Source organism: Streptococcus pseudopneumoniae IS7493 (assembly GCF_000221985.1).
In the GTDB taxonomy this organism is placed as follows: Bacteria; Bacillota; Bacilli; order Lactobacillales; family Streptococcaceae; genus Streptococcus; species Streptococcus pseudopneumoniae.
In genome coordinates this window covers 1,730,856-1,756,625 of record NC_015875.1, presented here as the reverse complement: position 1 = coordinate 1,756,625, position 25,770 = coordinate 1,730,856, and the positions used below count along the sequence as shown (strand labels likewise).

At 40.9% G+C, this 25,770-nt stretch carries 22 protein-coding genes and 4 pseudogenes; 14 read left to right on the top strand and 12 right to left on the bottom strand.

The window, feature by feature from the left end; genetic code table 11:
- Positions 1-10: 10 nt before the first annotated feature.
- The 9 genes from fmt to SPPN_RS09000 all read left to right on the top strand — a co-directional run bounded on the left by fmt (position 11) and on the right by SPPN_RS09000 (position 9,293).
- Positions 11-946, top strand: coding sequence for a methionyl-tRNA formyltransferase (fmt, locus tag SPPN_RS09040; protein WP_000163714.1), 936 nt, complete (start codon positions 11-13; stop codon positions 944-946).
- Positions 939-2,252 (top strand): 16S rRNA (cytosine(967)-C(5))-methyltransferase RsmB, encoded by a 1,314-nt coding sequence (rsmB, locus tag SPPN_RS09035; protein ID WP_014017339.1) that lies wholly within the window; start codon positions 939-941, stop codon positions 2,250-2,252. The genes fmt and rsmB overlap by 8 nt, the downstream gene beginning before the upstream one ends.
- A 14-nt stretch (positions 2,253-2,266) precedes the next feature.
- Entirely contained in the window at positions 2,267-3,007 is a 741-nt protein-coding gene (locus SPPN_RS09030) for a Stp1/IreP family PP2C-type Ser/Thr phosphatase (RefSeq protein WP_000406237.1), read from the top strand.
- Complete coding sequence (gene stkP, locus SPPN_RS09025; protein WP_000614553.1) at positions 3,004-4,983, top strand: serine/threonine-protein kinase StkP; 1,980 nt, start codon at positions 3,004-3,006, stop codon at positions 4,981-4,983. Before SPPN_RS09030 ends, stkP begins: the two co-directional genes overlap by 4 nt.
- A gap of 114 nt (positions 4,984-5,097) precedes the next feature.
- Entirely contained in the window at positions 5,098-5,856 is a 759-nt protein-coding gene (locus tag SPPN_RS09020) for a threonine/serine exporter family protein (protein ID WP_000392948.1), read from the top strand.
- 1 nt (position 5,857) lies between these two features.
- A complete protein-coding gene (locus tag SPPN_RS09015) occupies positions 5,858-6,307 on the top strand; it encodes a threonine/serine exporter family protein (RefSeq protein ID WP_000172685.1) in 450 nt (149 codons plus the stop codon).
- 160 nt (positions 6,308-6,467) lie between these two features.
- Positions 6,468-6,716 carry a hypothetical protein gene (locus SPPN_RS09010; protein WP_025170610.1) on the top strand — a complete coding sequence of 83 codons (249 nt, stop codon included), beginning with the start codon at positions 6,468-6,470 and terminating at the stop codon, positions 6,714-6,716.
- A 130-nt stretch (positions 6,717-6,846) separates the two neighbouring features.
- A complete protein-coding gene (locus tag SPPN_RS09005) occupies positions 6,847-8,019 on the top strand; it encodes a hydroxymethylglutaryl-CoA synthase (protein ID WP_000151945.1) in 1,173 nt (390 codons plus the stop codon).
- On the top strand, positions 8,019-9,293 hold the full coding sequence (locus SPPN_RS09000; RefSeq protein ID WP_000704368.1) for a hydroxymethylglutaryl-CoA reductase, degradative: 1,275 nt from the start codon (positions 8,019-8,021) through the stop codon (positions 9,291-9,293). Before SPPN_RS09005 ends, SPPN_RS09000 begins: the two co-directional genes overlap by 1 nt.
- A 35-nt stretch (positions 9,294-9,328) precedes the next feature.
- Here SPPN_RS09000 and SPPN_RS08995 read toward each other — a convergent pair whose 3' ends face one another.
- Together SPPN_RS08995 and SPPN_RS08990 are read right to left on the bottom strand one after the other, a co-directional pair.
- Positions 9,329-10,294 (bottom strand): LacI family DNA-binding transcriptional regulator, encoded by a 966-nt coding sequence (locus tag SPPN_RS08995; RefSeq protein ID WP_000226012.1) that lies wholly within the window; start codon positions 10,292-10,294, stop codon positions 9,329-9,331.
- Positions 10,275-11,729 carry a sucrose-6-phosphate hydrolase gene (locus SPPN_RS08990; protein ID WP_000455325.1) on the bottom strand — a complete coding sequence of 485 codons (1,455 nt, stop codon included), beginning with the start codon at positions 11,727-11,729 and terminating at the stop codon, positions 10,275-10,277. The genes SPPN_RS08995 and SPPN_RS08990 overlap by 20 nt, the downstream gene beginning before the upstream one ends.
- A 368-nt stretch (positions 11,730-12,097) precedes the next feature.
- Between SPPN_RS08990 and SPPN_RS08985 the strand changes: the two genes are divergently transcribed.
- Positions 12,098-13,984, top strand: coding sequence for a sucrose-specific PTS transporter subunit IIBC (locus SPPN_RS08985; RefSeq protein WP_001064577.1), 1,887 nt, complete (start codon positions 12,098-12,100; stop codon positions 13,982-13,984).
- Between the two features lie 148 nt (positions 13,985-14,132).
- Positions 14,133-15,020: a fructokinase ScrK gene (gene scrK / locus SPPN_RS08980; protein WP_000164308.1), complete on the top strand. Its 888-nt coding sequence runs from the start codon at positions 14,133-14,135 to the stop codon at positions 15,018-15,020.
- Positions 15,021-15,339: 319 nt separating this feature from the next.
- Here the strand turns inward: scrK and SPPN_RS08975 are convergent.
- The 3 genes and pseudogenes from SPPN_RS08975 to SPPN_RS14055 all read right to left on the bottom strand — a co-directional run bounded on the left by SPPN_RS08975 (position 15,340) and on the right by SPPN_RS14055 (position 17,052).
- Positions 15,340-15,956, bottom strand: a pseudogene (locus SPPN_RS08975) (TVP38/TMEM64 family protein).
- 402 nt (positions 15,957-16,358) lie between these two features.
- Positions 16,359-16,643 (bottom strand): annotated as a pseudogene (locus SPPN_RS08970) (IS30 family transposase); the annotation flags it as partial.
- 217 nt (positions 16,644-16,860) lie between these two features.
- Positions 16,861-17,052, bottom strand: a complete 192-nt coding sequence (locus SPPN_RS14055) for a hypothetical protein (RefSeq protein ID WP_000836789.1) — start codon at positions 17,050-17,052, stop codon at positions 16,861-16,863.
- A 122-nt stretch (positions 17,053-17,174) separates the two neighbouring features.
- Here SPPN_RS14055 and SPPN_RS08960 point away from each other — a divergent pair, with 122 nt between their 5' ends.
- Both SPPN_RS08960 and SPPN_RS08955 read left to right on the top strand, forming a co-directional pair.
- Positions 17,175-18,086 (top strand): ABC transporter ATP-binding protein, encoded by a 912-nt coding sequence (locus SPPN_RS08960; RefSeq protein ID WP_000895307.1) that lies wholly within the window; start codon positions 17,175-17,177, stop codon positions 18,084-18,086.
- Entirely contained in the window at positions 18,065-19,264 is a 1,200-nt protein-coding gene (locus SPPN_RS08955; protein WP_000528826.1) for an ABC transporter permease, read from the top strand. The genes SPPN_RS08960 and SPPN_RS08955 overlap by 22 nt, the downstream gene beginning before the upstream one ends.
- 945 nt (positions 19,265-20,209) lie before the next feature.
- Here the strand turns inward: SPPN_RS08955 and SPPN_RS08950 are convergent.
- The 4 genes and pseudogenes from SPPN_RS08950 to SPPN_RS12335 all read right to left on the bottom strand — a co-directional run bounded on the left by SPPN_RS08950 (position 20,210) and on the right by SPPN_RS12335 (position 22,147).
- On the bottom strand, positions 20,210-20,905 hold the full coding sequence (locus SPPN_RS08950; RefSeq protein ID WP_001288944.1) for an LrgB family protein: 696 nt from the start codon (positions 20,903-20,905) through the stop codon (positions 20,210-20,212).
- Entirely contained in the window at positions 20,902-21,276 is a 375-nt protein-coding gene (locus tag SPPN_RS08945; protein ID WP_000781328.1) for a CidA/LrgA family protein, read from the bottom strand. Before SPPN_RS08945 ends, SPPN_RS08950 begins: the two co-directional genes overlap by 4 nt.
- 184 nt (positions 21,277-21,460) lie before the next feature.
- Positions 21,461-21,757: pseudogene (locus SPPN_RS08940) on the bottom strand (ATP-binding cassette domain-containing protein); the annotation flags it as partial.
- A gap of 222 nt (positions 21,758-21,979) precedes the next feature.
- On the bottom strand, positions 21,980-22,147 hold the full coding sequence (locus tag SPPN_RS12335; RefSeq protein ID WP_007285044.1) for a choline-binding protein A: 168 nt from the start codon (positions 22,145-22,147) through the stop codon (positions 21,980-21,982).
- Between the two features lie 18 nt (positions 22,148-22,165).
- Between SPPN_RS12335 and SPPN_RS11435 the strand changes: the two are divergent.
- Positions 22,166-22,378, top strand: a pseudogene (locus SPPN_RS11435) (IS630 family transposase); the annotation flags it as partial.
- Between the two features lie 94 nt (positions 22,379-22,472).
- On the opposite strand, the gene SPPN_RS08930 reads toward SPPN_RS11435, so the two are convergent.
- The 3 genes from SPPN_RS08930 to SPPN_RS08920 all read right to left on the bottom strand — a co-directional run bounded on the left by SPPN_RS08930 (position 22,473) and on the right by SPPN_RS08920 (position 25,742).
- The gene (locus SPPN_RS08930; RefSeq protein WP_000266843.1) at positions 22,473-23,600 is read right to left on the bottom strand and encodes a tyrosine-type recombinase/integrase; all 1,128 of its coding nucleotides are present in this window, start codon (positions 23,598-23,600) and stop codon (positions 22,473-22,475) included.
- 621 nt (positions 23,601-24,221) lie between these two features.
- Positions 24,222-24,986, bottom strand: coding sequence for a type II toxin-antitoxin system PemK/MazF family toxin (locus SPPN_RS08925; protein WP_000155204.1), 765 nt, complete (start codon positions 24,984-24,986; stop codon positions 24,222-24,224).
- Positions 24,987-25,742 (bottom strand): S24 family peptidase, encoded by a 756-nt coding sequence (locus SPPN_RS08920; RefSeq protein ID WP_000377627.1) that lies wholly within the window; start codon positions 25,740-25,742, stop codon positions 24,987-24,989.
- Positions 25,743-25,770 lie beyond the last annotated feature (28 nt).

Below are 25,770 nucleotides of genomic sequence, written 5' to 3'. Positions count from 1 at the left end.
AGGAGAAGATATGACAAAACTAATCTTTATGGGGACACCCGACTTTTCAGCAACAGTCTTAAAAGGACTTTTGACAGATAACCGTTACGAAATTCTAGCCGTTGTGACCCAGCCAGACCGTGCTGTCGGACGTAAAAAAGTTATCCAGGAAACCCCAGTTAAACAAGCTGCAAAAGAGGCAGGACTTCCTATCTACCAACCTGAAAAACTATCTGGAAGTCCAGAGATGGAAGATCTTATGAAGCTAGGAGCAGATGGGATTGTGACTGCCGCTTTTGGCCAGTTTCTCCCAAGTAAACTCCTTGATAGCATGGACTTTGCGGTCAACGTTCACGCGTCACTCCTTCCTAAACATCGTGGTGGTGCTCCGATCCATTATGCCTTGATTCAAGGTGATGAGGAAGCTGGTGTAACCATTATGGAGATGGTTAAGGAAATGGATGCAGGGGATATGATTTCTCGTCGTAGTATTCCGATCACAGATGAGGACAATGTTGGCACCTTGTTTGAAAAATTGGCGCTAGTTGGTCGTGATTTGCTTTTGGATACTTTGCCTGCCTACATTGCTGGTGACATCAAACCTGAACCGCAGGATCCAAGTCAGGTTACTTTCTCGCCAAATATCAAGCCAGAGGAAGAAAAGTTGGATTGGACTAAAAGCAATCGTCAACTTTTCAACCAAATCAGAGGGATGAACCCCTGGCCTGTTGCCCATACTTTCCTTAAGGGCGACCGCTTTAAGATTTATGAAGCCCTGCCAGTAGAAGGTCAGGGAAATCCAGGAGAGATTCTCTCTATCGGCAAGAAAGAATTGATTGTCGCAACGGCAGAAGGAGCTTTGTCTCTTAAGCAAGTGCAGCCAGCTGGTAAGCCTAAGATGGACATCGCTTCCTTCCTCAACGGAGTTGGACGTACATTGACTGTAGGAGAACGATTTGGTGACTAAAGTAGAAACGGCTAGAAGTTTAGCCCTGGCAGTATTAGAGGATGTTTTTATCAATCAAGCATACTCAAATATCGCCTTAAATAAGCATCTCAAGGGAAGTCAACTTTCGGCAGCAGACAAGGGCTTAGTGACCGAGCTAGTCTATGGAACGGTAGCCCGTAAACTGACTCTGGAATGGTACCTATCCCATTTTATCGAAGACAGAGATAAGTTAGATAACTGGCTCTATGTCCTTCTTCTCATGAGTGCCTACCAGCTCCGCTATTTGAACAAGATTCCAGATTATGCTGTGGTCAATGAAGCAGTGGAATTGGCCAAAGTCCGTAAAAAAGGCAGTGAAAAATTGGTCAACGCCGTCCTTCGCCGTATCTTGCGTGAAGGCTGGCCAGATATTGCTAGCATCAAACGAAAAAACAAGCGTGACTCCATCGCTTATTCCCTTCCGGTTTGGCTAGTTGCAAAGCTCAAGGAAGAATACGGAGAGGAGCGAGCGCAAGCTATTTTTGAAAGTCTCTTGGTGCGAAACAAGGCCAGTATTCGTGTAACTGATTTAAGCCGAAAAGAGGAAATCCAAGCCTTATTGGAGGCGAATAATTCCCTTTTAGCAACCACTGGTCTGGTTAAGGAGCAAGGGCATTTTGCAGGCCATGATTTGTTTGCAGAAGGGACTATAACCATCCAAGACGAGTCTAGTCAGCTGGTTGCGCCAACTTTGAATTTGCAGGGAGATGAGCGAGTGCTTGATGCCTGTGCGGCTCCGGGTGGGAAAACAGCCCATATAGCCTCTTATCTCACGACAGGTCAGGTTACTGCTCTGGACTTGTACGATCACAAGTTGGACTTAATTCAAGAAAATGCTCAACGTCTGGGAGTTGCAGATCGGGTTCAAAGGCAAAAATTGGATGCCAGAAAGGTGCATGAGTTTTTTAGTCAGGATTCATTTGATAAGATTTTAGTGGATGCTCCCTGTTCAGGAATCGGTCTTTTGCGCCGAAAACCAGATATCAAATACAATAAAGAAACGGCAGATTTCGCGTCCTTACAGGAAATTCAGCTAGAAATATTAGGTAGTGTTTGTCAAACACTAGGCAAAGGTGGTATAATAACTTATAGTACCTGTACTATTGTCTCAGAGGAGAATTTTCAAGTCGTTGAGGCGTTTTTAGAAAGTCATCCTGAGTTCGAGCAGGTAAAGCTAGAACATGAATGTAAGGATATCATGAAAGACGGCTGTATCCTCATTACACCTGAATTGTATGGAAGTGATGGATTCTTCATCAGTCAATTTCGCAAGATATCGGATTAGGAAGGAACTGACACATGGAAATTTCATTATTAACAGATGTTGGTCAGAAACGGACAAATAACCAAGACTATGTCAACCACTATGTCAATAGAGCTGGACGTACTATGATTATTTTAGCTGATGGGATGGGAGGTCATCGCGCAGGGAATATCGCTAGTGAAATGGCGGTAACAGACCTAGGTATAGCTTGGGTTGATACCCAAATCGATACAGTCAATGAAGTGCGTGAATGGTTCGCCCATTACCTAGAAATTGAAAATCAAAAGATTCACCAGCTTGGTCAGGATGAAGCTTACAGAGGTATGGGAACTACTTTGGAAGTCCTTGCTATTATCGATAATCAGGCTATCTATGCTCATATTGGTGATTCGCGTATCGGCTTGATTCGTGGAGAAGAATACCATCAGTTGACGAGCGACCATTCTTTGGTCAATGAATTACTCAAGGCTGGTCAATTGACACCAGAAGAGGCAGAAGCTCATCCGCAAAAAAATATTATCACCCAGTCTATTGGGCAAAAAGATGAAATTCAGCCTGATTTTGGGACAGTGATCCTTGAGTCAGGTGACTATCTCTTGCTCAATAGTGACGGCTTGACCAACATGATTTCAGGCAGTGAGATTCGGGATATTGTAACCAGTGATATTCCTTTAGCAGATAAAACGGAGACACTTGTTCGTTTTGCTAACAATGCAGGAGGTTTAGACAACATTACGGTTGCCCTTGTTTCTATGAACGAGGAGGATGCAGAATGATCCAAATCGGCAAGATTTTTGCCGGACGCTATCGGATTGTCAAACAGATTGGTCGAGGAGGCATGGCAGATGTTTACTTAGCCAAAGATTTGATTCTAGACGGGGAAGAAGTGGCAGTGAAGGTTCTGAGGACTAACTACCAGACGGACCCGATAGCTGTAGCTCGTTTTCAGCGTGAAGCGAGAGCTATGGCAGATTTAGACCATCCTCATATCGTTCGGATAACAGATATTGGTGAGGAAGACGGTCAACAGTACCTCGCTATGGAGTATGTGGCTGGACTTGACCTTAAACGCTATATCAAGGAACACTATCCTCTTTCTAATGAAGAAGCCGTCCGTATCATGGGACAAATTCTTCTCGCCATGCGTTTGGCTCATACCAGAGGGATTGTTCACAGGGACTTGAAACCTCAAAACATCCTCTTGACACCAGATGGGACTGTCAAGGTTACAGACTTTGGGATTGCAGTAGCCTTTGCTGAGACGAGTCTGACTCAGACTAACTCGATGCTGGGCTCCGTTCATTACTTGTCACCAGAGCAGGCGCGTGGTTCTAAGGCGACTGTACAAAGTGATATCTATGCCATGGGGATCATTTTCTATGAGATGCTGACAGGCCATATCCCTTATGATGGGGATAGTGCAGTGACCATCGCCCTCCAGCATTTCCAAAAACCCCTGCCGTCCGTTATTGCTGAGAATCCATCTGTGCCCCAGGCTTTGGAGAATGTTGTTATCAAGGCAACTGCTAAGAAATTGACAGATCGCTATAAATCAGTTGCTGAGATGTATGTGGATTTGTCTAGTAGTTTGTCTTATAATCGTCGTAATGAACCAAAGCTGATCTTTGACGATGCGACTAAGGCAGATACCAAGACCTTACCGAAGGTTTCCCAGAGTACCTTGACATCTATTCCTAAGGTTCAAGCGCAGACAGAACACAAACCAATCAAAAAACCAAGCCAGGCTGTGACAGAGGAAACTTACCAACCACAAGCACCGAAAAAACGTAGATTTAAGATGCGTTACCTGATTTTTTTGGCCAGCCTTGTATTGGTGGCAGCTTCTCTTATTTGGATACTATCCAGAACTCCTGCAACCATTTCTATTCCAGATGTGGCAGGTCAGACAGTTGCGGAAGCCAAGGAAACGCTCAAAAAAGCCAATTTTGAGATTGGAGAGGAGAAGTCAGAGGCCAGTGAAAAGGTGGAGGAAGGGCGGATTATCCGTACAGATCCTGGCGCTGGAACTGGTCGAAAAGAAGGAACGAAAATCAATTTGGTTGTCTCATCAGGCAAACAATCCTTCCAAATTAGTAATTATGTCGGCCGGAAATCCTCTGATGTCATTGCGGAATTAAAAGAGAAAAAAGTTCCAGATAATTTGATTAAAATTGAGGAAGAAGAGTCCAAGGAGAGTGAGGCTGGAACGGTCATGAAGCAAAGTCTACCAGAAGGTACGACCTATGACTTGAGCAAGGCAACTCAAATTGTCTTGACAGTGGCTAAAAAAGCTACGACGATTCAATTAGGGAACTATATTGGACGGAACTCTACAGAAGTCATCTCAGAACTCAAGCAGAAGAAGGTTCCTGAGAATTTGATTAAGATAGAGGAAGAAGAGTCCAGCGAAAGCGAACCAGGAACGATTATGAAACAAAGTCCAGGTGCAGGTATCCCTTATGATTTGAGTAAACCTACTCAAATCGTCTTGACAGTAGCTAAAAAAGTTACAAGTGTTGCCATGCCGAGCTACATTGGTTCCAGCTTGGAGTTTACTAAGAACAATTTGATTCAAATTGTTGGGATTAAGGAAGCCAATATAGAAGTTGTAGAAGTGACGAAAGCGCCTGCAGGTAGTGCAGAAGGCATGGTTGTTGAACAAAGTCCTAGAGCAGGTGAAAAGGTAGACCTCAATAAGACAAGGGTCAAGATTTCAATCTACAAACCTAAAACAAGTTCAGCTACTCCTTAAAATCAGATGGATAATCAAGATAAGTAATCAATCTTTGTCATGATTTCATGGCAAAGATTTTTTTTGAGTCCGGATTTGTGATAGAATAGAAGGAGTTGATAAAAGGAGGAACGCATGGAAGAATCAAGAGAATTAAATGCCGTCATCGATGTGATTATGCTAGCGGGGACTATTCTCCTTAAAAGTGGTTCAGAGATTCATCGCGTAGAAGATACCATGATTCGGATTGCGCATTCGCAGGGGATTGTGGATTGCAATGTCCTTGCCATGCCTGCCGCTATCTTTTTCTCTATTGAAAATACCAATATTTCGCGCATGAAGCGGGTGACCTCCTCTTCTTATAACATCGAAAAAGTCTGCGATGTGAACCAGATTTCTCGTCAGCTGGTTGGGGGGCAGATTGATTTAGAAACAGCCTTTAAGCAATTGACGGCCTTGCAGGCCCAACCCCTTCCCTATACTAAGTTGCAGGTAACTCTGGCTGCGACCTTAAGTGCTCCTTTCTTTTCGGTTATGTTTAGTGGAAATATCTACGACGCACTTGGGGCAGGAGTGGCGACCTTATTTGGTTTTGCCTTTTCCCTCTATGTGGAGAAGTTTATCCGAATTCCCTTTGTGACAGCCTTTGCTGGGGCCTTCGTCTTTGGAATGATTGCCCAGTTTTGGGCTCGCTACACAGGCTTTCCTTCAACGGCAGACTTGATTATAGCTGGTGCGGTCATGCCGTTTGTTCCAGGAATTGCCTTGACCAATGCGGTTCGTGATATTATGACCAACCACATAAACTCTGGTATGAGCAAGATGTTTGAATCCCTGCTCATTACCCTTGCTTTAGGGGCAGGAACTTCTGTCGCCTTGGTATTGATGAACTAATATGACACTAATAACCTTTTTATTACAAGCAGTAGCAAGTCTTCTTGCTATTATTACCTTTCTAATCGTACTCAATGTTCAGCGGTCCATGCTCTTACCAGGAGGAATTTTGGGCATGGCTGTCTGGCTAGTCTATCTCTTGCTCAAGGAACCGACCAATGTTATTGTGGCTACTTTTATTGCAGCCATTATAGGTTCTTGTGTCAGCCAGATTTTAAGTATTCTTTATAAGACTCCTGCTGTGGTCTTTATCTTAGCAATCTTGGCACCCTTGGTTCCGGGTTATCTCTCCTATCGGACAACTGCCTTTTTTGTGACAGGGGACTATAATAAAGCGCTGGCAAGTGCAACATTAGTTGTTATGCTGGCTCTGGTCATTTCCATTGGAATGGCTAGCGGAACAGTGATTCTCAGACTGTATCATTATATAAAAACACATCGAGTATCGTAGACTTTACAGAAATAAAAGAATTTTCTGAAAAATGAGATAAATATAGTGACAAGGCTTTCTATGTATGCTATTCTCTCTATATAAAGGAGGAAAAATCATGAAAAAATCACTATTTTCCTTATTGTCTGTAAGTCTACTGACTTTGTTGCTTATCCCAGTCATGGTTTCTAGTTTGGGTTCAGAGTTTCAAAGTGGATTACAAGAGCATCAGTTGATTGCCGAAAAGGTTAGTAAAACACTTGACAAGACATTTGATAAGGATGTCAGAGAAATTCCGACCAGTCAGTTTTATCAAGAATTTGTAGATGAGATGGGAAGGACTTACTCAGGAAATTTAATCCTCCAGGAACTGATAACTGAGAATGGGGCTTATAAAGCTACTTATATCGGTGAACTCTCTAGCAACTAATCATTCTTTGAAATTATGACCAATAAGAGGCTTGATTTGGTGAATCAAGTCTTTTTTCTCTCTTTTATTGCCATTTGTGATAAAATAGTACCGAACGATTTTTTACATGAATGATAAAACAGAGGTAAATATGACAATCGGTATTGATAAGATTGGTTTTGCGACCAGTCAATATGTCTTGAAGTTACAAGACTTAGCAGAAGCGAGGGGAATTGACCCTGAAAAATTAAGCAAAGGACTCTTACTCGAGGAATTGAGTATTGCGCCCTTAACTGAGGACATCGTGACCTTGGCGGCCAGTGCTAGTGACTTTATTTTAACTGAGCAAGAAAGAGCAGAAATTGACATGGTCATTGTGGCGACCGAGTCAGGAATTGACCAGAGTAAGGCTGCAGCCGTCTTTGTGCATGGCTTGCTGGGTATTCAGCCCTTTGCGCGTAGTTTCGAGATTAAAGAAGCCTGCTATGGAGCGACAGCTGCCCTTCATTATGCCAAATTGCATGTGGAAAATTCTCCAGAGTCCAAGGTCTTGGTCATTGCCAGTGATATTGCCAAGTACGGTATTGAAACTCCAGGAGAACCCACTCAGGGTGCTGGAAGTGTGGCCATGTTGATTACACAAAATCCACGCATGATGGCCTTTAATAATGACAATGTTGCTCAAACCCGTGACATCATGGATTTTTGGCGTCCAAATTACTCGACAACTCCTTATGTAAATGGTGTTTATTCTACCCAACAATACTTGGATAGTTTGAAAACGACTTGGCTTGAATATCAAAAACGCTACCAGCTTACTTTGGATGATTTTGCGGCTGTTTGTTTCCATTTGCCTTATCCTAAATTAGCCTTAAAAGGTTTGAAAAAAATCATGGATAAGAGCCTGCCTCAAGAGAAAAAAGACCTCTTGCAAAAGCATTTTGACCAGTCTATTCTTTACAGTCAAAAGGTGGGGAATATCTACACAGGTTCACTTTTCCTTGGGCTTCTGTCTCTCTTGGAAAATACAGATAGCTTGAAGGCTGGGGATAAAATCGCCCTTTATAGTTACGGAAGTGGTGCTGTAGCTGAGTTCTTCAGCGGTGAATTGGTTGAAGGTTATGAAGCTTATCTGGATAAAGACCGCTTGAACAAGCTCAACCAACGAACTGCCTTATCTGTTGCAGACTATGAAAAAGTCTTCTTTGAAGAAGTAGACTTAGATGAAACAAATTCTGCTCAGTTTGCTGGCTATGAAAATCAAGATTTTGCCTTGGTTGAAATTGTTGATCACCAACGCCGTTATAGCAAGGTTGAAAAATAATGAAGATAAGTTGGAATGGATTTTCTAAAAAATCATACCAAGAGCGCCTCGAGCTGTTAAAAGCTCAGGCGTTCCTTAGTCCTGAGAGGCAAGAGAGTTTAGAGCAGGATGAACAGATGAGTGTAACTGTGGCAGATCAGCTGAGTGAGAATGTGGTGGGAACTTTTTCTCTGCCTTATTCGCTGGTCCCAGAGGTTCTCGTTAACGGTCAGGAATACACAGTTCCCTATGTGACAGAAGAACCGTCCGTGGTTGCTGCGGCCAGCTATGCTAGTAAAATCATCAAGCGAGCAGGTGGCTTTACTGCTCAGGTTCATGAGCGCCAGATGATTGGACAGGTAGCCCTTTATCAAGTTGCTGACCCTGAACAAGCGCAAGAGAAGATTGCCAGCAAGAAAGCAGAGCTCCTAGAACTTGCCAATCAAGCCTATCCTTCTATCGTTAAACGTGGAGGTGGGGCGCGTGATCTGCATGTCGAGCAGATAAAAGGCGAACCAGACTTTCTCGTTGTTTATATTCATGTCGATACCCAGGAAGCCATGGGTGCCAATATGCTCAACACCATGCTGGAAGCCTTGAAACCAGTCTTAGAAGAACTCAGTCAGGGACAGAGTCTCATGGGAATCCTGTCCAACTACGCAACTGATTCTCTGGTGACTGCAAGCTGTCGCATCGCCTTTCGCTACTTGATCCGCCAAAAGGAGCAAGGACGAGAAATTGCAGAGAAGATAGCCTTGGCTAGTCAGTTTGCGCAAGCTGATCCTTATCGAGCGGCTACCCACAATAAAGGGATTTTTAACGGTATTGATGCCATTTTGATTGCCACTGGTAATGACTGGCGTGCCATTGAGGCGGGGGCTCATGCCTTTACTAGTCGAGACGGGCGCTATCAAGGTCTCAGTCGCTGGACGCTGGATCTTGAAAGAGAAGAATTGGTCGGTGAGATGACCTTACCCATGCCTGTAGCGACCAAGGGTGGCTCTGTTGGTCTCAACCCTCGTGTAGCTCTCAGTCATGAATTATTGGGAAATCCTTCTGCCAAAGAATTAGCCCAGATTATCGTGTCTATCGGGCTTGCCCAAAATTTTGCGGCCCTCAAAGCCTTGGTGAGTACAGGGATTCAGCAAGGCCACATGAAATTGCAGGCTAAATCTTTGGCACTTCTCGCAGGTGCTAGTGAATCCGAAGTTGCTCCCCTAGTCGAGCGCCTCATCGCAGATAAAACCTTTAACCTAGAGACAGCCCAGCGCTACCTAGAAAATTTAAGATCATAAAAACTCAGACGAATTCGGTCTGAGTTTTCTTGTATTTAAATACTTTTTCCTGGTAAAAGAGTAACTGGCAAAAAGTAACCAGTTGTGGTGACTTCCTTGCCTTCGATCTTTTGCAAGAGGAGGTCAACAGTGAGGCAGGCAATTTCTTCCATAGGTTGCTTGATGGTAGCCAATTGAGGGTAGTAATTTTCGATAAAGTAAGTACCATCATAGCCGATGACCTTGAGCTCTTCAGGGACAGAAATGCCCAGTTCTTGAGCAATTTTAATGACTAGAATAGCAGTTAAGTCATCTGAAGCAAAGATGGCATCTGGCTCTTGTCGAGTTAAGATATTCTTGATTTCCATTTCTTTTCTGACGGGAGAAAAGTCACTGGAAACATTGATAATAGGAGCTTGGGGGAGTACAGATGCAAAACCAGCGTGGCGTAGTCCAGTTGGTGAATTGGAATTGTCATTCCCTGTAATCATGATGATAGATTGGGCACCTGTCTTAACCAAGGTCTGGGCAGCAAGAACCCCACCAGCATAGTTGTCAGAGGAGACGACAGGGATGTCTGGCGATAGGTTTCGGTCAAAGGAAATAATCGGCGCTGTCACACGATTGTAGTCTTCGATTCCCAAGTTGTGACTACCAGAAATGATGCCGTCCACCTGATTGGCTTCCAACATTTCGATGTATTCGCGTTCCTTTTCAGAATCGTGCTCACTGTTGCAGATGATGGTCTTGTAACCATTTTTGAAGAGTTGGTGTTCCAGCTTATCAATCAATTCTGCATAGAAAACGTTGGAAATATTGGGGAAAATCAAGCCGATTAACTTAGCCGATTTTCCTTGCAGACTACGAGCCAGGTTGTTGGGTTTATAGCCCAATTCTCTCATGGCTTCATTGACTTTTTGGATGGTTTTTTCAGATAGATACCCTTTTTTGTTGATAACCCGAGAAACGGTAGTAGGGCTGACGCCTGCAAGTTTGGCGACATCAGTTAGTTTTGCGACCATAATCTAATTCATAGTAAGTTCCAGTTGGGTTTCCAGATTTGATGAGGATCCCATTTTGGTCCGCATGTGGGAAGACACGACCAGAAAATACTTTTTCTCCTTTATTGATGAAAATTTCAAAGACAGAGTTATCGATGAAAATCGTAGCAGTAGTAGCTTGATTGTCGATAGGGCAAGAGCGAGTAGTTCCAAATTCTTGGGCATACTGTTCTCCAGCCTGGCTACGATCCACTGTTACTTGACCATTTACAAGGTCAAAGTTGATGGAAAGTCCCTTGCCTTCTTGATCAGCAAGTAAGACAATCTCGCTCTGGCTATTAGTTTCCAAGTTGAGTTCAAGTTCGTAAGCGTTCTTAGTTTGGGCACGGTTTGAGAAGGCTTCTTCAGAGGCACGAAGGTCCTTGATAGCTGTGACTGGGTATTGGTATAGTTTACCGTCTTTGATAGTGAGTTCCTTGACCAAAGAGAAGGTTCCTTGGTGGTCAAAACGGTCAGATGGATATGAAACATCAGGCAAGCCAAGCCAGCTAACAGCTAGAGCGCGTCCGTCAGGAGCGTTGAAGGCTTGAGTTGCATAGGCTTCGAAACCATAGTCCATGTTTTGAAGTTGAGACACATCTACCATTTTGGCATTTTCAGGGTCAAAGGAAGCCCCAATCTTATACATATTTGGATAGATATTGTCGTAGTCTAGAACATCTTTATCCAATCCTTGTGGGCAGTAGAGAAGGACAGGTTGTTCCCCTACAAAAACCAGATTTGGACATTCCATCATGTAGGCAGTACGGTCGTTAGCAAAGTCAAGGTTGCCAACGACTTGCCAGTTTGTATAGTCGTTGTCTACAGCCTTGTAGAGACGGACGAAGCCTTTTTTCTCCAAGTCCTGTCCACCGACGATAGCATAGTATTGTCCCTTAAAGTTAAAAATTTGCGGGTCGCGGAAGTGGTCAGTAGAGTCTGCTGGTTGGTCAATCAAAATCTTGTCAATCTTTGTAATCTTGCCATCCTTGTCCATCAAAGCCCCAATCTGGTATGGATGACGAATCCAGTTTTTATCACGAACATTTCCTGTATAAAATAGGAACAAGTTATCGCCAAATTGCATGGCAGAACCAGAGTAGGCACCGTGGCTATCTAATGGAGTATCAGGTAAAACTTTGACACCAGTTTCTGTGAAGTGAACCAAGTCCTCACTTTCCAATTGCACCCAAGATTTTAAACCATGGGCTGCACCAAACGGAAAGTTTTGATAAAAAACAATCCACTTCCCATCAAAGTAAGAAAAGCCATTTGGGTCGTTGAGAAGTCCTGTTTTTGGCTCAACATGGTAATGAGTATGCCATGGAGATTGTGCCATATTTTCCTTAATATTTTGAATTTCTTCTTGCGTCCAATCTTGATAAAGTCTGTAACGACGCTCAGTAGTCCATTCCATTCTTTCATTCCTCCAAAAATCTTATCACTTTTAATAGTAACCGTTTTCGTAAAAAAAAGCAAGACTTTTATGTTAAAAAAGAGAAAAAACTGTCAAACGTTTGTCACAAAATAAATGCGGGAAAGCAATCAAATTTTCACGAAAATATGAAAGATAATGAAACAAAACCCTTTTAAGCAAGATTTTAAACTTATTTTTTTAAGGAACACCTGATAAAACAGTCAAAAACAATCAATCTTACTAAGTGGATAGAATATTTTTCTGCAAAACGCTTGACATATTTCTAAAACATGATAAAATAATAGTCGTAGGGCGAATAAAATCGCTTTCAAACAAGAACAAAATTTTATATAAGGAGATTTTTGCAAATGAACAATCAGGAAATTGCAAAAAAAGTCATCGATGCCTTGGGTGGACGTGAAAATGTCAACAGTGTAGCTCACTGTGCGACTCGTCTTCGTGTCATGGTCAAAGATGAAGGAAAAATCAATAAAGAAGTGATTGAGAACTTGGAAAAAGTTCAAGGTGCTTTCTTTAACTCAGGTCAATACCAAATCATCTTTGGTACTGGTACAGTAAACAAAATGTACGATGAAGTTGTTGCACTTGGTTTACCAACATCATCTAAAGATGACATGAAAGCAGAAGCTGCTAAACAAGGGAACTGGTTCCAACGTGCTATCCGTACTTTCGGTGACGTTTTCGTTCCAATCATCCCAGTTATCGTAGCGACAGGTCTCTTCATGGGTGTGCGTGGTCTTTTCAATGCTCTTAAAATGCCACTTCCAGGAGACTTTGCAACTTACACACAAATCTTGACAGATACAGCCTTCATCATCTTGCCAGGTTTGGTTGTGTGGTCAACCTTCCGTGTATTCGGTGGAAATCCTGCCGTTGGTATCGTTCTTGGTATGATGCTTGTTTCTGGCTCACTTCCAAACGCTTGGGTAGTCGCTTCAGGTGGTGAAGTAACGGCTATGAACTTCTTTGGTTTCATCCCTGTTGTTGGTTTGCAAGGTTCCGTTCTTCCAGCCTTCATCATCGGGGTTGTCGGAGCAAAATTTGAAAAAGCTGTCCGCAAGGTCGTTCCAGATGTCATTGACCTCTTGGTAACACCATTTGTGACACTTTTGGTCATGTCTATCCTTGGACTCTTTGTCATCGGACCAGTCTTCCACATTGTTGAAAACTATATCCTTATTGGTACAAAAGCAATTCTTGGCTTGCCACTTGGTCTTGGTGGTTTCTTGATTGGTGGGGTTCACCAATTGATCGTCGTGTCAGGTGTGCACCACATCTTCAACTTGCTTGAAGTGCAATTGCTTGCTGCTGACCATGCTAACCCATTCAACGCTATCATCACTGCGGCTATGACAGCTCAAGGTGCTGCGACTGTTGCGGTTGGTGTTAAAACTAAAAATCCAAAACTGAAAACACTTGCTTTCCCAGCTGCTCTTTCTGCCTTCCTCGGTATTACAGAGCCTGCTATCTTCGGGGTGAACTTGCGCTTCCGTAAACCATTCTTCCTCTCATTGATTGCTGGTGCAATCGGTGGTGGATTGGCTTCTATCCTTGGACTTGCTGGTAATGGTAGTGGTATCACCATCATCCCTGGTACAATGCTTTATGTTGGTAACGGACAACTTGCCCAATACCTTCTTATGGTAGCCGTATCATTTGCACTTGGTTTTGCTCTTACTTACATGTTTGGTTATGAGGATGAAAAAGAAGTTGCTACTGAAGTAGCGACAGAACGTTTGGTCCAAGAAGAAACAACTGGTAACATTCCAGCAGCTCTTCAAAATGAAACACTTGTAACTCCTATCGTTGGTGACGTTGTAGCTCTTGCTGATGTCAATGACCCAGTCTTCTCAAGTGGAGCTATGGGACAAGGTATCGCTGTGAAACCTAGCCAAGGTGTGGTCTATGCACCAGCTGATGCTGAAGTTTCAATCGCCTTTGCAACAGGACACGCCTTTGGTTTGAAAACAACTAATGGTGCTGAAGTCTTGATCCACGTTGGTATTGACACTGTATCTATGAATGGTGACGGTTTTGAAGCAAAAGTTGCCCAAGGTGACAAGGTGAAAGCAGGCGATGTTCTTGGAACATTTGACTCAAACAAAATCGCTGCAGCTGGTCTTGATGATACAACAATGGTTATCGTTACAAACACAGCTGACTTCTCTTCAGTAGCTCCAGTCGCAACAGGTTCAGTTGCGAAGGGGGATGCTCTTATCGAAGTGAAAGCTTAATCTTTCCTAGCTAAATGAAAACGAACAAATGACATGTTTGTTCGTTTTTGCTTGAATGGTAAGATTTACAGAGGAAAATCTAAAAAATAGAGAAATTTAGACTTTCGAAATATGCTATAATAAAGAAAATAAAAACAAGAGGTTTATCATGACAAAATTATATGGAAGCTTGGAAGCGGGCGGTACAAAGTTTGTCTGTGCTGTCGGTGATGAAAACTTTAACGTTGTAGAAAAAACACAATTTCCAACAACAACTCCAATCGAAACAATAGATAAAACCATTGAGTTCTTCTCGAAATTTGATAATCTTGCTGGTCTTGCAGTCGGTTCATTTGGTCCGATTGATATTGATAAAAACTCAAAAACTTATGGCTTTATCACAACGACTCCAAAACCAAACTGGGCAAATGTGGACTTGCTTGGGGCTCTTCGTCGCGCCCTCAACGTGCCAATGTACTTCACAACAGACGTAAACAGCTCTGCTTATGGTGAAGTGGTTGCCCGTAACAATGCTGGTGGTCGTATCGAAAACTTGGTTTACTACACAATCGGTACAGGTATCGGTGCAGGTGTTATCCAACGTGGTGAGTTTATCGGTGGTGTGGGTCACCCTGAAATGGGTCATTATTATGTTGCTAGACACCCAATGGATATTGAAAAAGAGTTTAAGGGTGTTTGTCCTTTCCACAAGGGATGTCTGGAAGGCTATGCAGCTGGTCCAAGTTTGGAAGCTCGTACAGGTGTTCGTGGGGAAAATATTGAACTCAATAACCCTGTTTGGGATGTCCAAGCCTACTATATCGCTCAAGCTGCGGTTAATGCGACAGTGACTTTCCGCCCAGACGTGATTGTCTTTGGTGGAGGGGTCATGGCTCAACAACATATGCTGGACCGTGTCTGTGAGAAATTTACATCTCTTCTTAATGGTTACCTACCAGTACCAGATGTGCGTGACTATATCGTGACGCCAGCAGTCGCAGGAAATGGTTCTGCCACACTTGGGAACTTTGTTCTTGCAAAAGAAGTTTCAAAATAAAGCACAAAATCCGCTTGGGAAACCAAACGGATTTTGTGGTTGCAAATAATATTTTTGAGCCTTTCCTTAAGTGATTACGGACGGTAGCGACTTTCTTCGAAATTCCATACCTAAACTTTGAGCCTAATGTCTCAAAGTTTCCGAATGCCTGAAACCATTAGATTTCAGGTGTTTCTATCACGGCGGAAAGGCTAGGTAAGTCCTCGCCTTACTATCGAAAAATATGCATGATTTCCATACCAAAGTATATTTAGTATTAAGCTATAGTTAATCTACGCTTTAAAAATCCACTTGGGAAACCAAACGGATTTTTTACGTGTCAAAGCATTTGCCAGAAAAAGTCAATAATATAGGTCAGACCGTAGGTATAAACCACGAGGGTAAAGGTTTGGTCAGAATGATGATGGTCATGTAGCGCTTGAAACTCATCTTGGTCAGGGCAGCCAGCATACAGAGAAAGTCAGCTGGGCTAATGGGCCAAATCATCATAAAAATAAAGAAACGGTCAAAACGATTGCCTTTATCTAGCCAGCCGATGTACTTGTCGTAGGTGCGCTTGCTGACGACAGACTGGACAAAGGCAGCTCCGTATAGGCGCACCAGATAAAAGATAATGGCACAGCCAATCACGATGCCGATATAGTTGTAGATAGTCCCGATGATGTGCCCGTAGATAAAGACCCCAGCCACTGAGGTCAAGGCTCCTGGAATGATAGGGACGACCGTCTGTAAAATCTGTAAAAAGATAAAGAGAGGTGGACCCCAGATGCCTGCCTGCTGGATAAAGGCAGAGAGGGTTTCCTTGGACTGTAAAATCCCAGCCTGATAAGCCCAAATACAGAAAATCAAACTCCCAACCCCACCGACAATCGATGAGATATTGATAACTTGTTGTAAAAGGGGAGAAACAGCTTTCATTTGTTTATCCTGTGACATGTAAACTCCTCATAGATAGTATAACTCTACTATACCATATTTTGGAGGAGAAAGGGGGAATGAGTCTTTTTTGATAAGGAATAGAAAGTAAATAGCCCTTCGAGACTTAGAACAGGTCTGTCAACTAAAGGTTATATGCATTCTAAGTTTAGAATAATTGTAATTCCATAAATTTACAAGTATTCTAAGTTTCGAATAGCTTATCTGAGATAATTTTGAGGCATTCGAGCTTTCGAATAGTCATCTTCTCTAAAGTTTAGATGTATTCTGAAGCTAGAAAAGCTAAAATCTAAAAATAATAAGAGTCTCTATCTGATGGATGTAATTTATGTCTAGTATGAATCCTTTGAATCGTTAGTTAATTTTAATATTAATCAGTTCTGAAATAATTACTAAATATAGTTAGATGGTGAATGAATTATTGCTAAATTTCAAGTTCAAGTTAGTCATCAAGAAGTTTTCTCTGAGCGACTTGTAGTTCAAGCATTTTTTAGGATAGTTGTTCATCCAATTTTCGATGAATGCGACTTCTTTGGGAGTTGTTTTCTTAGTTCCCTTAGGTAACCATCTACGAATGAGCCTGTTGTGATTCTCATTAGTTCCCCTTTCCCAAGAGGTATAGGGATGTGCATAGTAGATATGTTCCTTAGAAAACACATCAGACAAGCGGTTGAATTCCGTTCCGTCCATTAGTAGATAAAGGATTACTCCTTCTTGAAATGACAGATGAACTTGTTTCTTATAAAAATGTTGTCTGAAACTATTCGCCTTTTTCCAGAAGTTTTAGAGGAAGAAAACTTTATGAGGAAAAAGGAGTTACTCAAATAACAATTCAGGATTAAAAATAGACAGTTGAGGAGCGGAAGGTATAAATTAAGTTTGCTACTGTATAATGGATTTATCACTAATACTCTTCGAAAATCTCTTCAAACCACGTCAGCTTCGCCTTGCCGTAGATATAGTTACTGACTTCGTCAGTTCTATCCACAACCTCAAAACAGTGTTTTGAGCTGACTTCGTCAGTTTTATCTGCAACCTCAAAGCTGTACTTTGAGCAGCCTACGGCTAGCTTCCTAGTTTGCTCTTTGCTTTTCATTGAGTATAAAAGTGCTCCAGGCCATATTTTACACAGCAATAGTCTTCTAAAAATGGACACAAAACGTTGTAAAGGTTATCAAAAAGGAGTATAATGAGTGCAAGAAATTTCGGAGGTGAAAGATGCTAGAAGTAAGAAGTCTAGAGAAAAGTTTTGGATCCAAGCAAGTTTTGTTTGGTATTGACTTTCAAGCGCGACCAGGTCGTATTTTGGGACTAGTCGGAAAAAATGGTTCTGGAAAAACAACGATTTTCCATAGTATTTTGAAATTCCTAGAATATCAGGGAGAAATCGGTCTGGATGGTCAGGATATTCGTCAGGAGACCTATGCTCGGATTGGTTATCTGCCTGAAGAACGCAGTCTCATGCCTAAATTGACAGTTCTTGAACAAGTCCGCTACTTGGCGACTCTAAAAGGCATGGATGCCAAAGAAGTCAAAGAAAAACTCCCTCAATGGATGAAGAGGTTGGAAGTGAAAGGAAAGCTGACAGATAAAATCAAGAGTCTGTCAAAAGGAAATCAGCAGAAGATTCAGCTCATTATTACTCTGATTCATGAACCAGACCTGATTATCTTGGATGAGCCTTTTAGTGGATTGGACCCAGTTAATACAGAATTGCTCAAACAAGTCATTTTTCAGGAAAAAGAGCGCGGAGCAACCATTATCTTTTCTGACCATGTCATGACCAATGTTGAGGAACTTTGTGACGATATTCTGATGATCCGAGATGGCCGTGTGATATTGCACGGACCAGTTCAGGATGTCCGCAATCAATACGGGAAAACGCGTCTCTTTGTTTCAAGTGAACGAAGCAAGGAAGAATTGGAAAATCTTCCTCATGTCAAACAGGTGAGCTTGACCAAACAAGGCAGTTGGAAATTGATTTTGGAGGATGAGAGCGCTGGTAGAGAACTCTTCCCAATCTTGACTCAAGGGCAATATATCGCAACCTTTGACCAACAAGCGCCAACTATCGATGAAATCTTTAAACTAGAATCAGGAGTGGAAGTATGGGAAATGTGTGGGTTGTAATCAAGGAAACCTATCTTAGACATGTCAAATCGTGGAGTTTCTTCTTTATGGTGATTTCACCGTTCCTCTTTTTAGGAATTTCTGGAGGAATTGCTTATCTCCAAGGCTCTTCAATGGCTAAAAATGATAAAGTGGCAGTAGTGACAACAGTGCCATCTGTAGCAGAAGGACTGAAGAATGTAAATGGTGTTAATTTTGACTACAAAGACGAAGCAAGTGCCAAAGAAGCGATTAAAGATGAAAAATTAAAAGGCTATCTGACTATTGACCAAGAGGATAGTGTCTTGAAGGCAGTTTATCATGGCGAAACGTCGCTTGAAAATGGAATTAAATTTGCAGTTACAGATACACTCAATGAACTGCAAAATCAGCTTAATCGTTCAACTGCTTCCTTGTCTCAAGAGCAGGAAAAACGCTTAGCGCAGACAATTCAATTCACAGAAAAGATTGATGAAGCCAAGGAAAATAAAAAGTTTATTCAAACAATTGCAGCAGGCGCCTTAGGATTCTTTCTTTATATGATTCTGATTACCTATGCGGGTGTAACAGCTCAGGAAGTTGCCAGTGAAAAAGGCACCAAAATTATGGAAGTCGTCTTTTCTAGCATAAGGGCTAGTCACTATTTCTATGCGCGGATGATGGCTCTGTTTCTGGTGATTTTAACGCATATCGGGATTTATGTGGTAGGTGGTCTGGCAGCCATTCTACTCTTTAAAGATTTGCCATTCTTGGCTCAGTCTGGTATTTTGGATCACTTGGGAGATGCTATCTCACTGAATACCTTGTTCTTTATTTTGGTCAGTCTCTTTATGTACGTCGTCTTGGCTGCCTTTCTAGGTTCTATGGTTTCTCGTCCTGAGGACTCAGGAAAAGCCTTGTCGCCTTTGATGATTTTGATTATGGGTGGTTTTTTTGGAGTGACAGCTCTAGGTGCAGCTGGTGACAATCTCATCTTGAAGATTGGTTCTTATATTCCCTTTATTTCGACCTTCTTTATGCCATTTAGAACTATTAATGGCTATGCAGGGGGAGTAGAAGCATGGATTTCACTTGCTATTACAGTGATTTTTGCGGTGGTAGCAACAGGATTTATCGGACGCATGTATGCCAGCCTAGTCCTTCAAACAGATGATTTAGGGATTTGGAAAACATTTAAACGTGCCTTATCTTATAAATAGAAGAGCCTCGCGAAAGCGAGGTTTTTTAGAGATAAAAAGAGTGGAATCACGAACCTAATTATGCACACATTATGTAAACAGGTTGCTTGAGAACTCAATTGTATAGTGAACTGAATCTGGAATAGGATAATATTGCTTCTAAAACATTCTTATAAATTGATTTGAATTCCAAAACCAGGGTGTGCAATTCTTATTTCCCATCACTTTATTTATTGATTATGATAGAACTCTTATCGGTCTGTAACAAAATTTCAATAATATAAAAACGCATCCTATCAGGACTCAACTTGATAGGATGCGTTTTTTGATTGTGAAGACTTTTCATCCAGCCTCTTTATGTGATAAAGTATCGTTAATATTCAATGAAAATCAGACTGGGAAGTTAGCGGAAGGCTCCTCGAAACATAGTTTTGAGGTTGAGGAACTGACCAAGTCAGTAACGTATACACACTAAGGACAAGCTGACGTGGTTTGAAGAGTATAAAAATCGGTTTCGTAAGCATCCAATAATAGGGTGTTTTGATAGTGTCATCATTTGGATAAGCATTATAGTATAGTGATATGAAATCAACTAAACTAAATAAGAAATATAGATTATCAAAACTCTTTGAAAAGATTGCATTAAATCTAAATAACATAGACGTCTTCAGCGTGTGCTGTCTCATCTTATGCGAAAATCTTATAAGGAGAGTATAGAAAATCTCGGTTGTAATCAACTAACTGATTGGAGAAATGTATAAATATGAGAAGTTAGACCCCCATGTCACTACCATAATGAGATTGCTCGAATTCCTTGCTTTTTATACTCAATGAAAATCAAAGAGCAAACTAGCCGCAGGCTGCTCAAAACAGTGTTTTGAGGTTGTGGATAAGACTGACGAAGTCAGTTACCTATACCTACGGCAAGGCGACGTTGACGCGGTTTGAAGAGATTTTCGAAGAGTATTAACTCAATATCAAACTAGCTACGATGGGGCTGACAAAGACATAGAGAATACCAGTGACACCGATAGCCAAACCACCCATGGCTCCTGCTACAGAGCCGTATCGGAAGGCTGTTCCTGTTCCAACTGCATGGCCTGTTCCTCCAAGGGAAAGACCAACAGCTACTGGGTCGTCAATTTTCAACCACATCAAAAGGGTTGGTCCGATGACACTGGTTAAAATCCCAGTTGCCACGACTACCACCAAGGTCACGGTCGTCAGACCTTGCAATTTTTCTGTGATTCCCACTGCCATGGCGGTTGTTACTGACTTGGGAAAGAGAGAAATGGCTAGGAAAAAGTCCATACCAAAGATTTTGGCCACAAGGGCTGTGAAAGAGGTATTGACAACTACTGCTAGCAGACTACCAAAGAGAATACTCCGAGCATGGTGCTTCATCAAATGAAAACTCTTGTAAAGCGGAATCCCCAAAGCCACTGTCGACGGGACAATCAAGTTGTTCAGATAAACCCCACCTTGGTAGTAATCTTGATAAGAAATACCCGTCACCTTAAGAAAAATAATGATAAAAATAGCCGACAAAAGCAGGGGCGTTGTCAATGGATGAGGAAAACGTCTGTAAATCAACATCCCCACTAGATAAGCTAGGATAGACAGGGCAAGCCCAAATAGGGGATTGGAAACAAATTCACTCATTTGGCATCTCCTTTCTCATAATCTCCCTCAAACCGTCGTTTGATAAACTGAACTACCAAGGCTATGAGGATAATATTGACAACTGCTGCAAAAAAGACAATCAAAACAATGGGTAGGAGATAGGGAGCAATCACATCAAACTTTTCCATGATTCCTACTGCTGGCGGCAAAAAGAGAATGGTCATATTGGCCAGCAAGAAATTCCCCACCATGTTGACATGCCTAGTTCTCAACCATTTGAATTGTAGGGATAGAAAGAGAATAATCAAGCCGATAATACTGCCTGGGATGGGCAAATGAAAGAAACTGGAAATCCCCTCTCCGATTAGAGAAATCACAAAGAGAATCATTAATTGAACATATAATTTCATCCTAAACTCCACGAAATAGACTTCTTGAATACCAGTTTACTCTTTTTTCAGAAAATTTCAAGGAAATGAACAAGGGATAATGAAAATTAAAGAACAAACTAGGAAGTCAGCTGCATGTTACTCAAAGTAAAGTGTTGGGTTTGTAGGTCAAACTGACATAGTTTGAAGCGATTTTCGAAGAATACTACTTTTCTCTGCTTAAGTGAATGACTTGGTCGTAGTTTTTTAAGTCCTCTTCTGTGTAGTGGTGAATGACTTCAATGACCGTTTGAGGTAGGGAGAAGAGCAAGTCGCTAATTTTTCTGCTATTTTCCGAGTCAAGATTGGCCTTAATCTCATCTGCTAAAATGAGTTGGCTATCATGGTAGAGGGCGCGAGCGATTTCTAGGCGTTGTTTCTCGCCACCAGACAGACTATCATTGCTGAGCGTTCGATTTTTCAAATGTTCTAAACCTGTTTTTTTGAGGATATGATTTAGCGTTTGCTTTTATCTAAAATACTTCATATAAAAATGTAAATTTTTGGGGGATATACAATTAAATGAAAATATCGTAATGACACAGATTGAAACAAAAAGCGAACAAAACAGAATTCATTGTTTCGATTCGCTTTTCGTATTATTATCTAGTTTTTTTGTAGCTCTGATAACATTTAGTCTGAGCATGTACACTAATAGCTGAAGGAATAAAATGTATACTTTAGATTATTTCCAAGCGCCACCGGTATCTACACAGTAACCACCAGGTGTATAGGTGTTGTGAAGCATCTTACCAGTTGAAGCAAGGTAATACCAAGATCCGCTATCTTTCACCCAGCCTGTTAACATAGCACCTGAGTCTTTTAGGTAATATAGTTGCTTAGTTTCAAACAAGCATGTTATAATAAAGCTATGGCATATAGTACAGATTTTAAACAGCGAGCATTAGATTACATCAAAGAGGGGAACAGCCATGTCGAGGCAGCCAAGGTTTTTGATGTCGGCGTCAGAACTCTCTTCACGTGGGAAAAGAACTTACGTGAACAAGGACACTTAGAGAGGAAAAAGCGAGTCGTCAAAAACCGAAAGATTCCTTTAGAGGAATTGAAATCCTTTGTAGAGGCTTTTATAACGATATAAAGCAACCCCTTGAATTATCAATATCTTCAAGGGGTTTTGTTGTGTTATGAAATCAAAAAGGGGCAACCAAGGGGCAGAATTAAAAAATAGTATCTAATTTATTGACCAGTTTATCCTCCATATCTTCAGTAGTATGAGAATAGATTTCCAAAGTCATTTTTGCATTTGAGTGCCCAACTCGATCCATTATTGATTTTATTGGGAGGCCAGACTCTGCTAAAAACGAAATATGAGAATGCCTAAAAATATGGCTAGATAAGTTTTTTTCTATTTTGGCCTGTTTTCCATATTTTTTTAATATCTGTATGAAGCAAGCTATTGTTGTAGGTTGATTCCATTTTTCAAAACAGAAAATATAATCATCGCTTGACAATGGCTGGAAACGTTCGCTAAGTCGTACTATTTGTCTTTGGATAGCTTCTATGACACTCTCTGATACTTTGATTGTCCGTATTGAATTTGTAGTCTTTGGTAGCGTCTTGATTTTGTTTACTGAATCAAAATTACCTGTGATCTCAATTTTGTTGTTTTCAAAGTCTATATTCTTCAGTTGTAAGGCAGTTAACTCACCATATCTCATACCAGTTAATGCCAGCACAAGAACCATGTCAGCGTACTTTTGGTGATATTCTCGACGATTAAGGACATCGATAAGCGCTTTTATTTCTTGCATGGTGAGAAAGTTGTTACGCTTTTTTTCCAGTTCTTCTAAAGTCTTTGGTTTTTGAGGAATCGTAGTATAATCGACCTCGTTGTTTTCAATGTAAGAGTATTGAACAGCGTAATTAAAGATACCTCTGAGCCTATGCCGTACTTTTTTAGCTGTAATATATCCGTTGCTTTCAATAATTTTTTCAATAGCCTCTTGAAGAAAACGCCTGTCAAGATTAGCAAGTATGGTATCGGATGGTATGATTTCCTTCATCTTCTTATCAACTGATTTACAATTATGTTTTGTTGATTCCTTTACTGTTTGCGCCCATGATTTATAGAAAAGGTTATAGATTTCTTCAAATGTAATGCTTTCTACTTGTTTTGTGCTGAGTTTTTTATTTATCTTTTCCTGCAGTAAGATAGCAGCTTGATTTCTTGCCTGGGGAGTTTTCTTCTCCATCGTGACTGAAACTTTTTTTAATTTCTCAGTATATGGATCTTTATATCGCTCAAAAAATTTGTATTTTCCGTTGGGAAGTTCTTCCATCCACATTGTATTTACCTCACTTTTTTGATAAAATGGGTATAGTAAAGAGGGCTTTTAATGCCTTTTACTATACTGGATATCCTCACACTCAGAGTCGCCAAACTTTGCGAGTGTGGGGATTTTTTTGAGTTGTTTCCAAAATGGAAACAGTTGGCAGCTCGTCAGATAATAAAATAAGGTGTACCTCTTAGAAGTACACCAGACGATTTTATCCTTGACGAACAAGGCTTTTTTACATTCTTAGTGTATTTCTTTTTTTAATTTCTGTCAAACGTCAACTTATTTTAACGACTTATGTTTACTAGAATATGAAAAGAAAAGTAGTCGTATCAAATACGGCTACCATCACGTTATGGATCTAAAATCCAAACCTAAACTTTATGGAGCTAAACTCCTGATAGCTGTATTGTAATATAATTTTCAAAAAATATCAATTTCGCACAATAGACCTATAGGATGAGGTTGCTATTGGCGAATATGGGGGTGCTTTTGTTTATTTCAAGTATTTATAACTCAAAAAAGGGAAGTAACAATTAAGCTACTTCCCTGGAGCGCAAAGGCTCAAAGTTTAAAAATATGAGGGTAAACCTCTAAGTAACCTAATTATAGAGTAAACTTTTATAAATGTCAATTTTTTAAGTACAATTCTTTTAATTTTTCGTCAATTCTATCTAAAGTTTCGTCACTAACCTTGATTTTTCCGCAAGGATCCAGTTCGTTTATGTAAATAATTCTGTCTTTACTAATCGTTTTTATCTGATCACATTTTGCGTAGGAAATTTTATTAAATCGTTGATAATGGTTAACAAGATCTTTTAATTTTCTATTAGTGTTTTCCACTTTTTCCATCCCTGCACCGTTGTCATAGATTTCTTTAGCTGATTCTGAATTGTAAGCATCTCCGTATTGAATCAAAAATTCCTGATATATTTCTTCTGCACTCCCTAAATCAAAAGGAGTAATTTCTGTAAGTGCATAGTGAATGATCGAAAAATAATCAAAACCAATTTTGTCAAGAATAGGTAATAAGAATCTTTTGGATTTTTGCTGTATAACTTCGTCAATCATAACAGAAAACTTTTTTTCTTTTGAACTAATTGGAAGTACCGTCAGATTCCTTGATTTTGGAGAATCATTTTTATTTAGGACAACAGCCCAGTGTCTATTTGATAATTCAGAGCCAATATTGATTCCAAAATCTACAAAGATTAAAGAACCACGTTTCAGAACATTGTAACTCTTGCTAGTGTTTTGTGTTTCTGACAAGAATAGATTAGATTCTTTTTCTAGCCAATTAGGCAAAAATCGGAATTTATTATTATTTTTAAATGTTGAATGAACTTTCTCAAAGTTTTTTGAAGCCTTTAAAATCTGTTTATTTTGTATTGTCATTTATTCCCCTCTATACACCCCGATAACTGCATAAATCTTGATGTGTGTGTCTTCGGCTGGTGGGAAGTCTAGGGTGATGTCTTCGTACTTGTCATTGAGTGATACGAGGCGTAAGCGTCCGTTTTCGGTATAGATCTTTTTGAAGTAAGAACGGTCTCCGTATGCGATAACTGCTAGGTCTCCGTTGTAGGTGGTCAGTCCTTTGTCTACTAAATAGAGAATATCTCCGTCTTGGTAGTCAGGCTGCATGGAGTCTCCGCTGACCTTAGTCGCAATATCGTGGCGTGGTGGTTGCTCGTCAACCTCTATAGTCTCTCTATCTGTATCGTCGTAACCGAATCCATAGTTAAATCCAGAAGCTGCGGCTGTCTCAGATACAACCTCAACTTGGTACAAGCTGATAACTTCCGATACTTCGTTTATCTTCGTTTCTTCTTCGTTTTTCTGCTCGTCCAGTTGCCTCTTTGCATAATTCAGGACTTTGGCTTGTCTTGGAGGTTTTAGTTCGTCGTAGATGGTTTGGATTGGGGAAGTGGCTTTATCAACATGACTTGAAAAATCTTCACCGAGTAGCAGGGATTTTTTGATACCAAAAATAGCAGACATCTGCTCTATATTATTCATTAGAGGCTGGTTTCTACCAACTTCCCACGCCGATATAGCAGTAGGAGCCACTGACAGTTTCTTAGCCAATTCCTTTTGAGTAAGTCCACATAGTTTACGATAGTACTTTATATTTTGAGCCAATGAATCCATTCGCTAACTCCTTTCTTTCCTTTGTTTT

Bases quoted from the DNA above. Each gene is read 5' to 3' on its own strand.
- fmt (WP_000163714.1), top strand. From the start codon at position 11: ATGACAAAACTAATCTTTATGGGGACACCCGACTTTTCAGCAACAGTC.
- SPPN_RS09030 (WP_000406237.1), top strand. From the start codon at position 2,267: ATGGAAATTTCATTATTAACAGATGTTGGTCAGAAACGGACAAATAAC.
- stkP (WP_000614553.1), top strand. From the start codon at position 3,004: ATGATCCAAATCGGCAAGATTTTTGCCGGACGCTATCGGATTGTCAAA.
- SPPN_RS09020 (WP_000392948.1), top strand. From the start codon at position 5,098: ATGGAAGAATCAAGAGAATTAAATGCCGTCATCGATGTGATTATGCTA.
- SPPN_RS09015 (WP_000172685.1), top strand. From the start codon at position 5,858: ATGACACTAATAACCTTTTTATTACAAGCAGTAGCAAGTCTTCTTGCT.
- SPPN_RS09010 (WP_025170610.1), top strand. From the start codon at position 6,468: ATGGTTTCTAGTTTGGGTTCAGAGTTTCAAAGTGGATTACAAGAGCAT.
- SPPN_RS09005 (WP_000151945.1), top strand. From the start codon at position 6,847: ATGACAATCGGTATTGATAAGATTGGTTTTGCGACCAGTCAATATGTC.
- SPPN_RS09000 (WP_000704368.1), top strand. From the start codon at position 8,019: ATGAAGATAAGTTGGAATGGATTTTCTAAAAAATCATACCAAGAGCGC.
- SPPN_RS08995 (WP_000226012.1), bottom strand. From the start codon at position 10,294: ATGGTCGCAAAACTAACTGATGTCGCCAAACTTGCAGGCGTCAGCCCT.
- SPPN_RS08990 (WP_000455325.1), bottom strand. From the start codon at position 11,729: ATGGAATGGACTACTGAGCGTCGTTACAGACTTTATCAAGATTGGACG.
- SPPN_RS08985 (WP_001064577.1), top strand. From the start codon at position 12,098: ATGAACAATCAGGAAATTGCAAAAAAAGTCATCGATGCCTTGGGTGGA.
- scrK (WP_000164308.1), top strand. From the start codon at position 14,133: ATGACAAAATTATATGGAAGCTTGGAAGCGGGCGGTACAAAGTTTGTC.
- SPPN_RS14055 (WP_000836789.1), bottom strand. From the start codon at position 17,052: ATGAAAAGCAAAGAGCAAACTAGGAAGCTAGCCGTAGGCTGCTCAAAG.
- SPPN_RS08960 (WP_000895307.1), top strand. From the start codon at position 17,175: ATGCTAGAAGTAAGAAGTCTAGAGAAAAGTTTTGGATCCAAGCAAGTT.
- SPPN_RS08955 (WP_000528826.1), top strand. From the start codon at position 18,065: ATGGGAAATGTGTGGGTTGTAATCAAGGAAACCTATCTTAGACATGTC.
- SPPN_RS08950 (WP_001288944.1), bottom strand. From the start codon at position 20,905: ATGAGTGAATTTGTTTCCAATCCCCTATTTGGGCTTGCCCTGTCTATC.
- SPPN_RS08945 (WP_000781328.1), bottom strand. From the start codon at position 21,276: ATGAAATTATATGTTCAATTAATGATTCTCTTTGTGATTTCTCTAATC.
- SPPN_RS08930 (WP_000266843.1), bottom strand. From the start codon at position 23,600: ATGTGGATGGAAGAACTTCCCAACGGAAAATACAAATTTTTTGAGCGA.
- SPPN_RS08925 (WP_000155204.1), bottom strand. From the start codon at position 24,986: ATGACAATACAAAATAAACAGATTTTAAAGGCTTCAAAAAACTTTGAG.
- SPPN_RS08920 (WP_000377627.1), bottom strand. From the start codon at position 25,742: ATGGATTCATTGGCTCAAAATATAAAGTACTATCGTAAACTATGTGGA.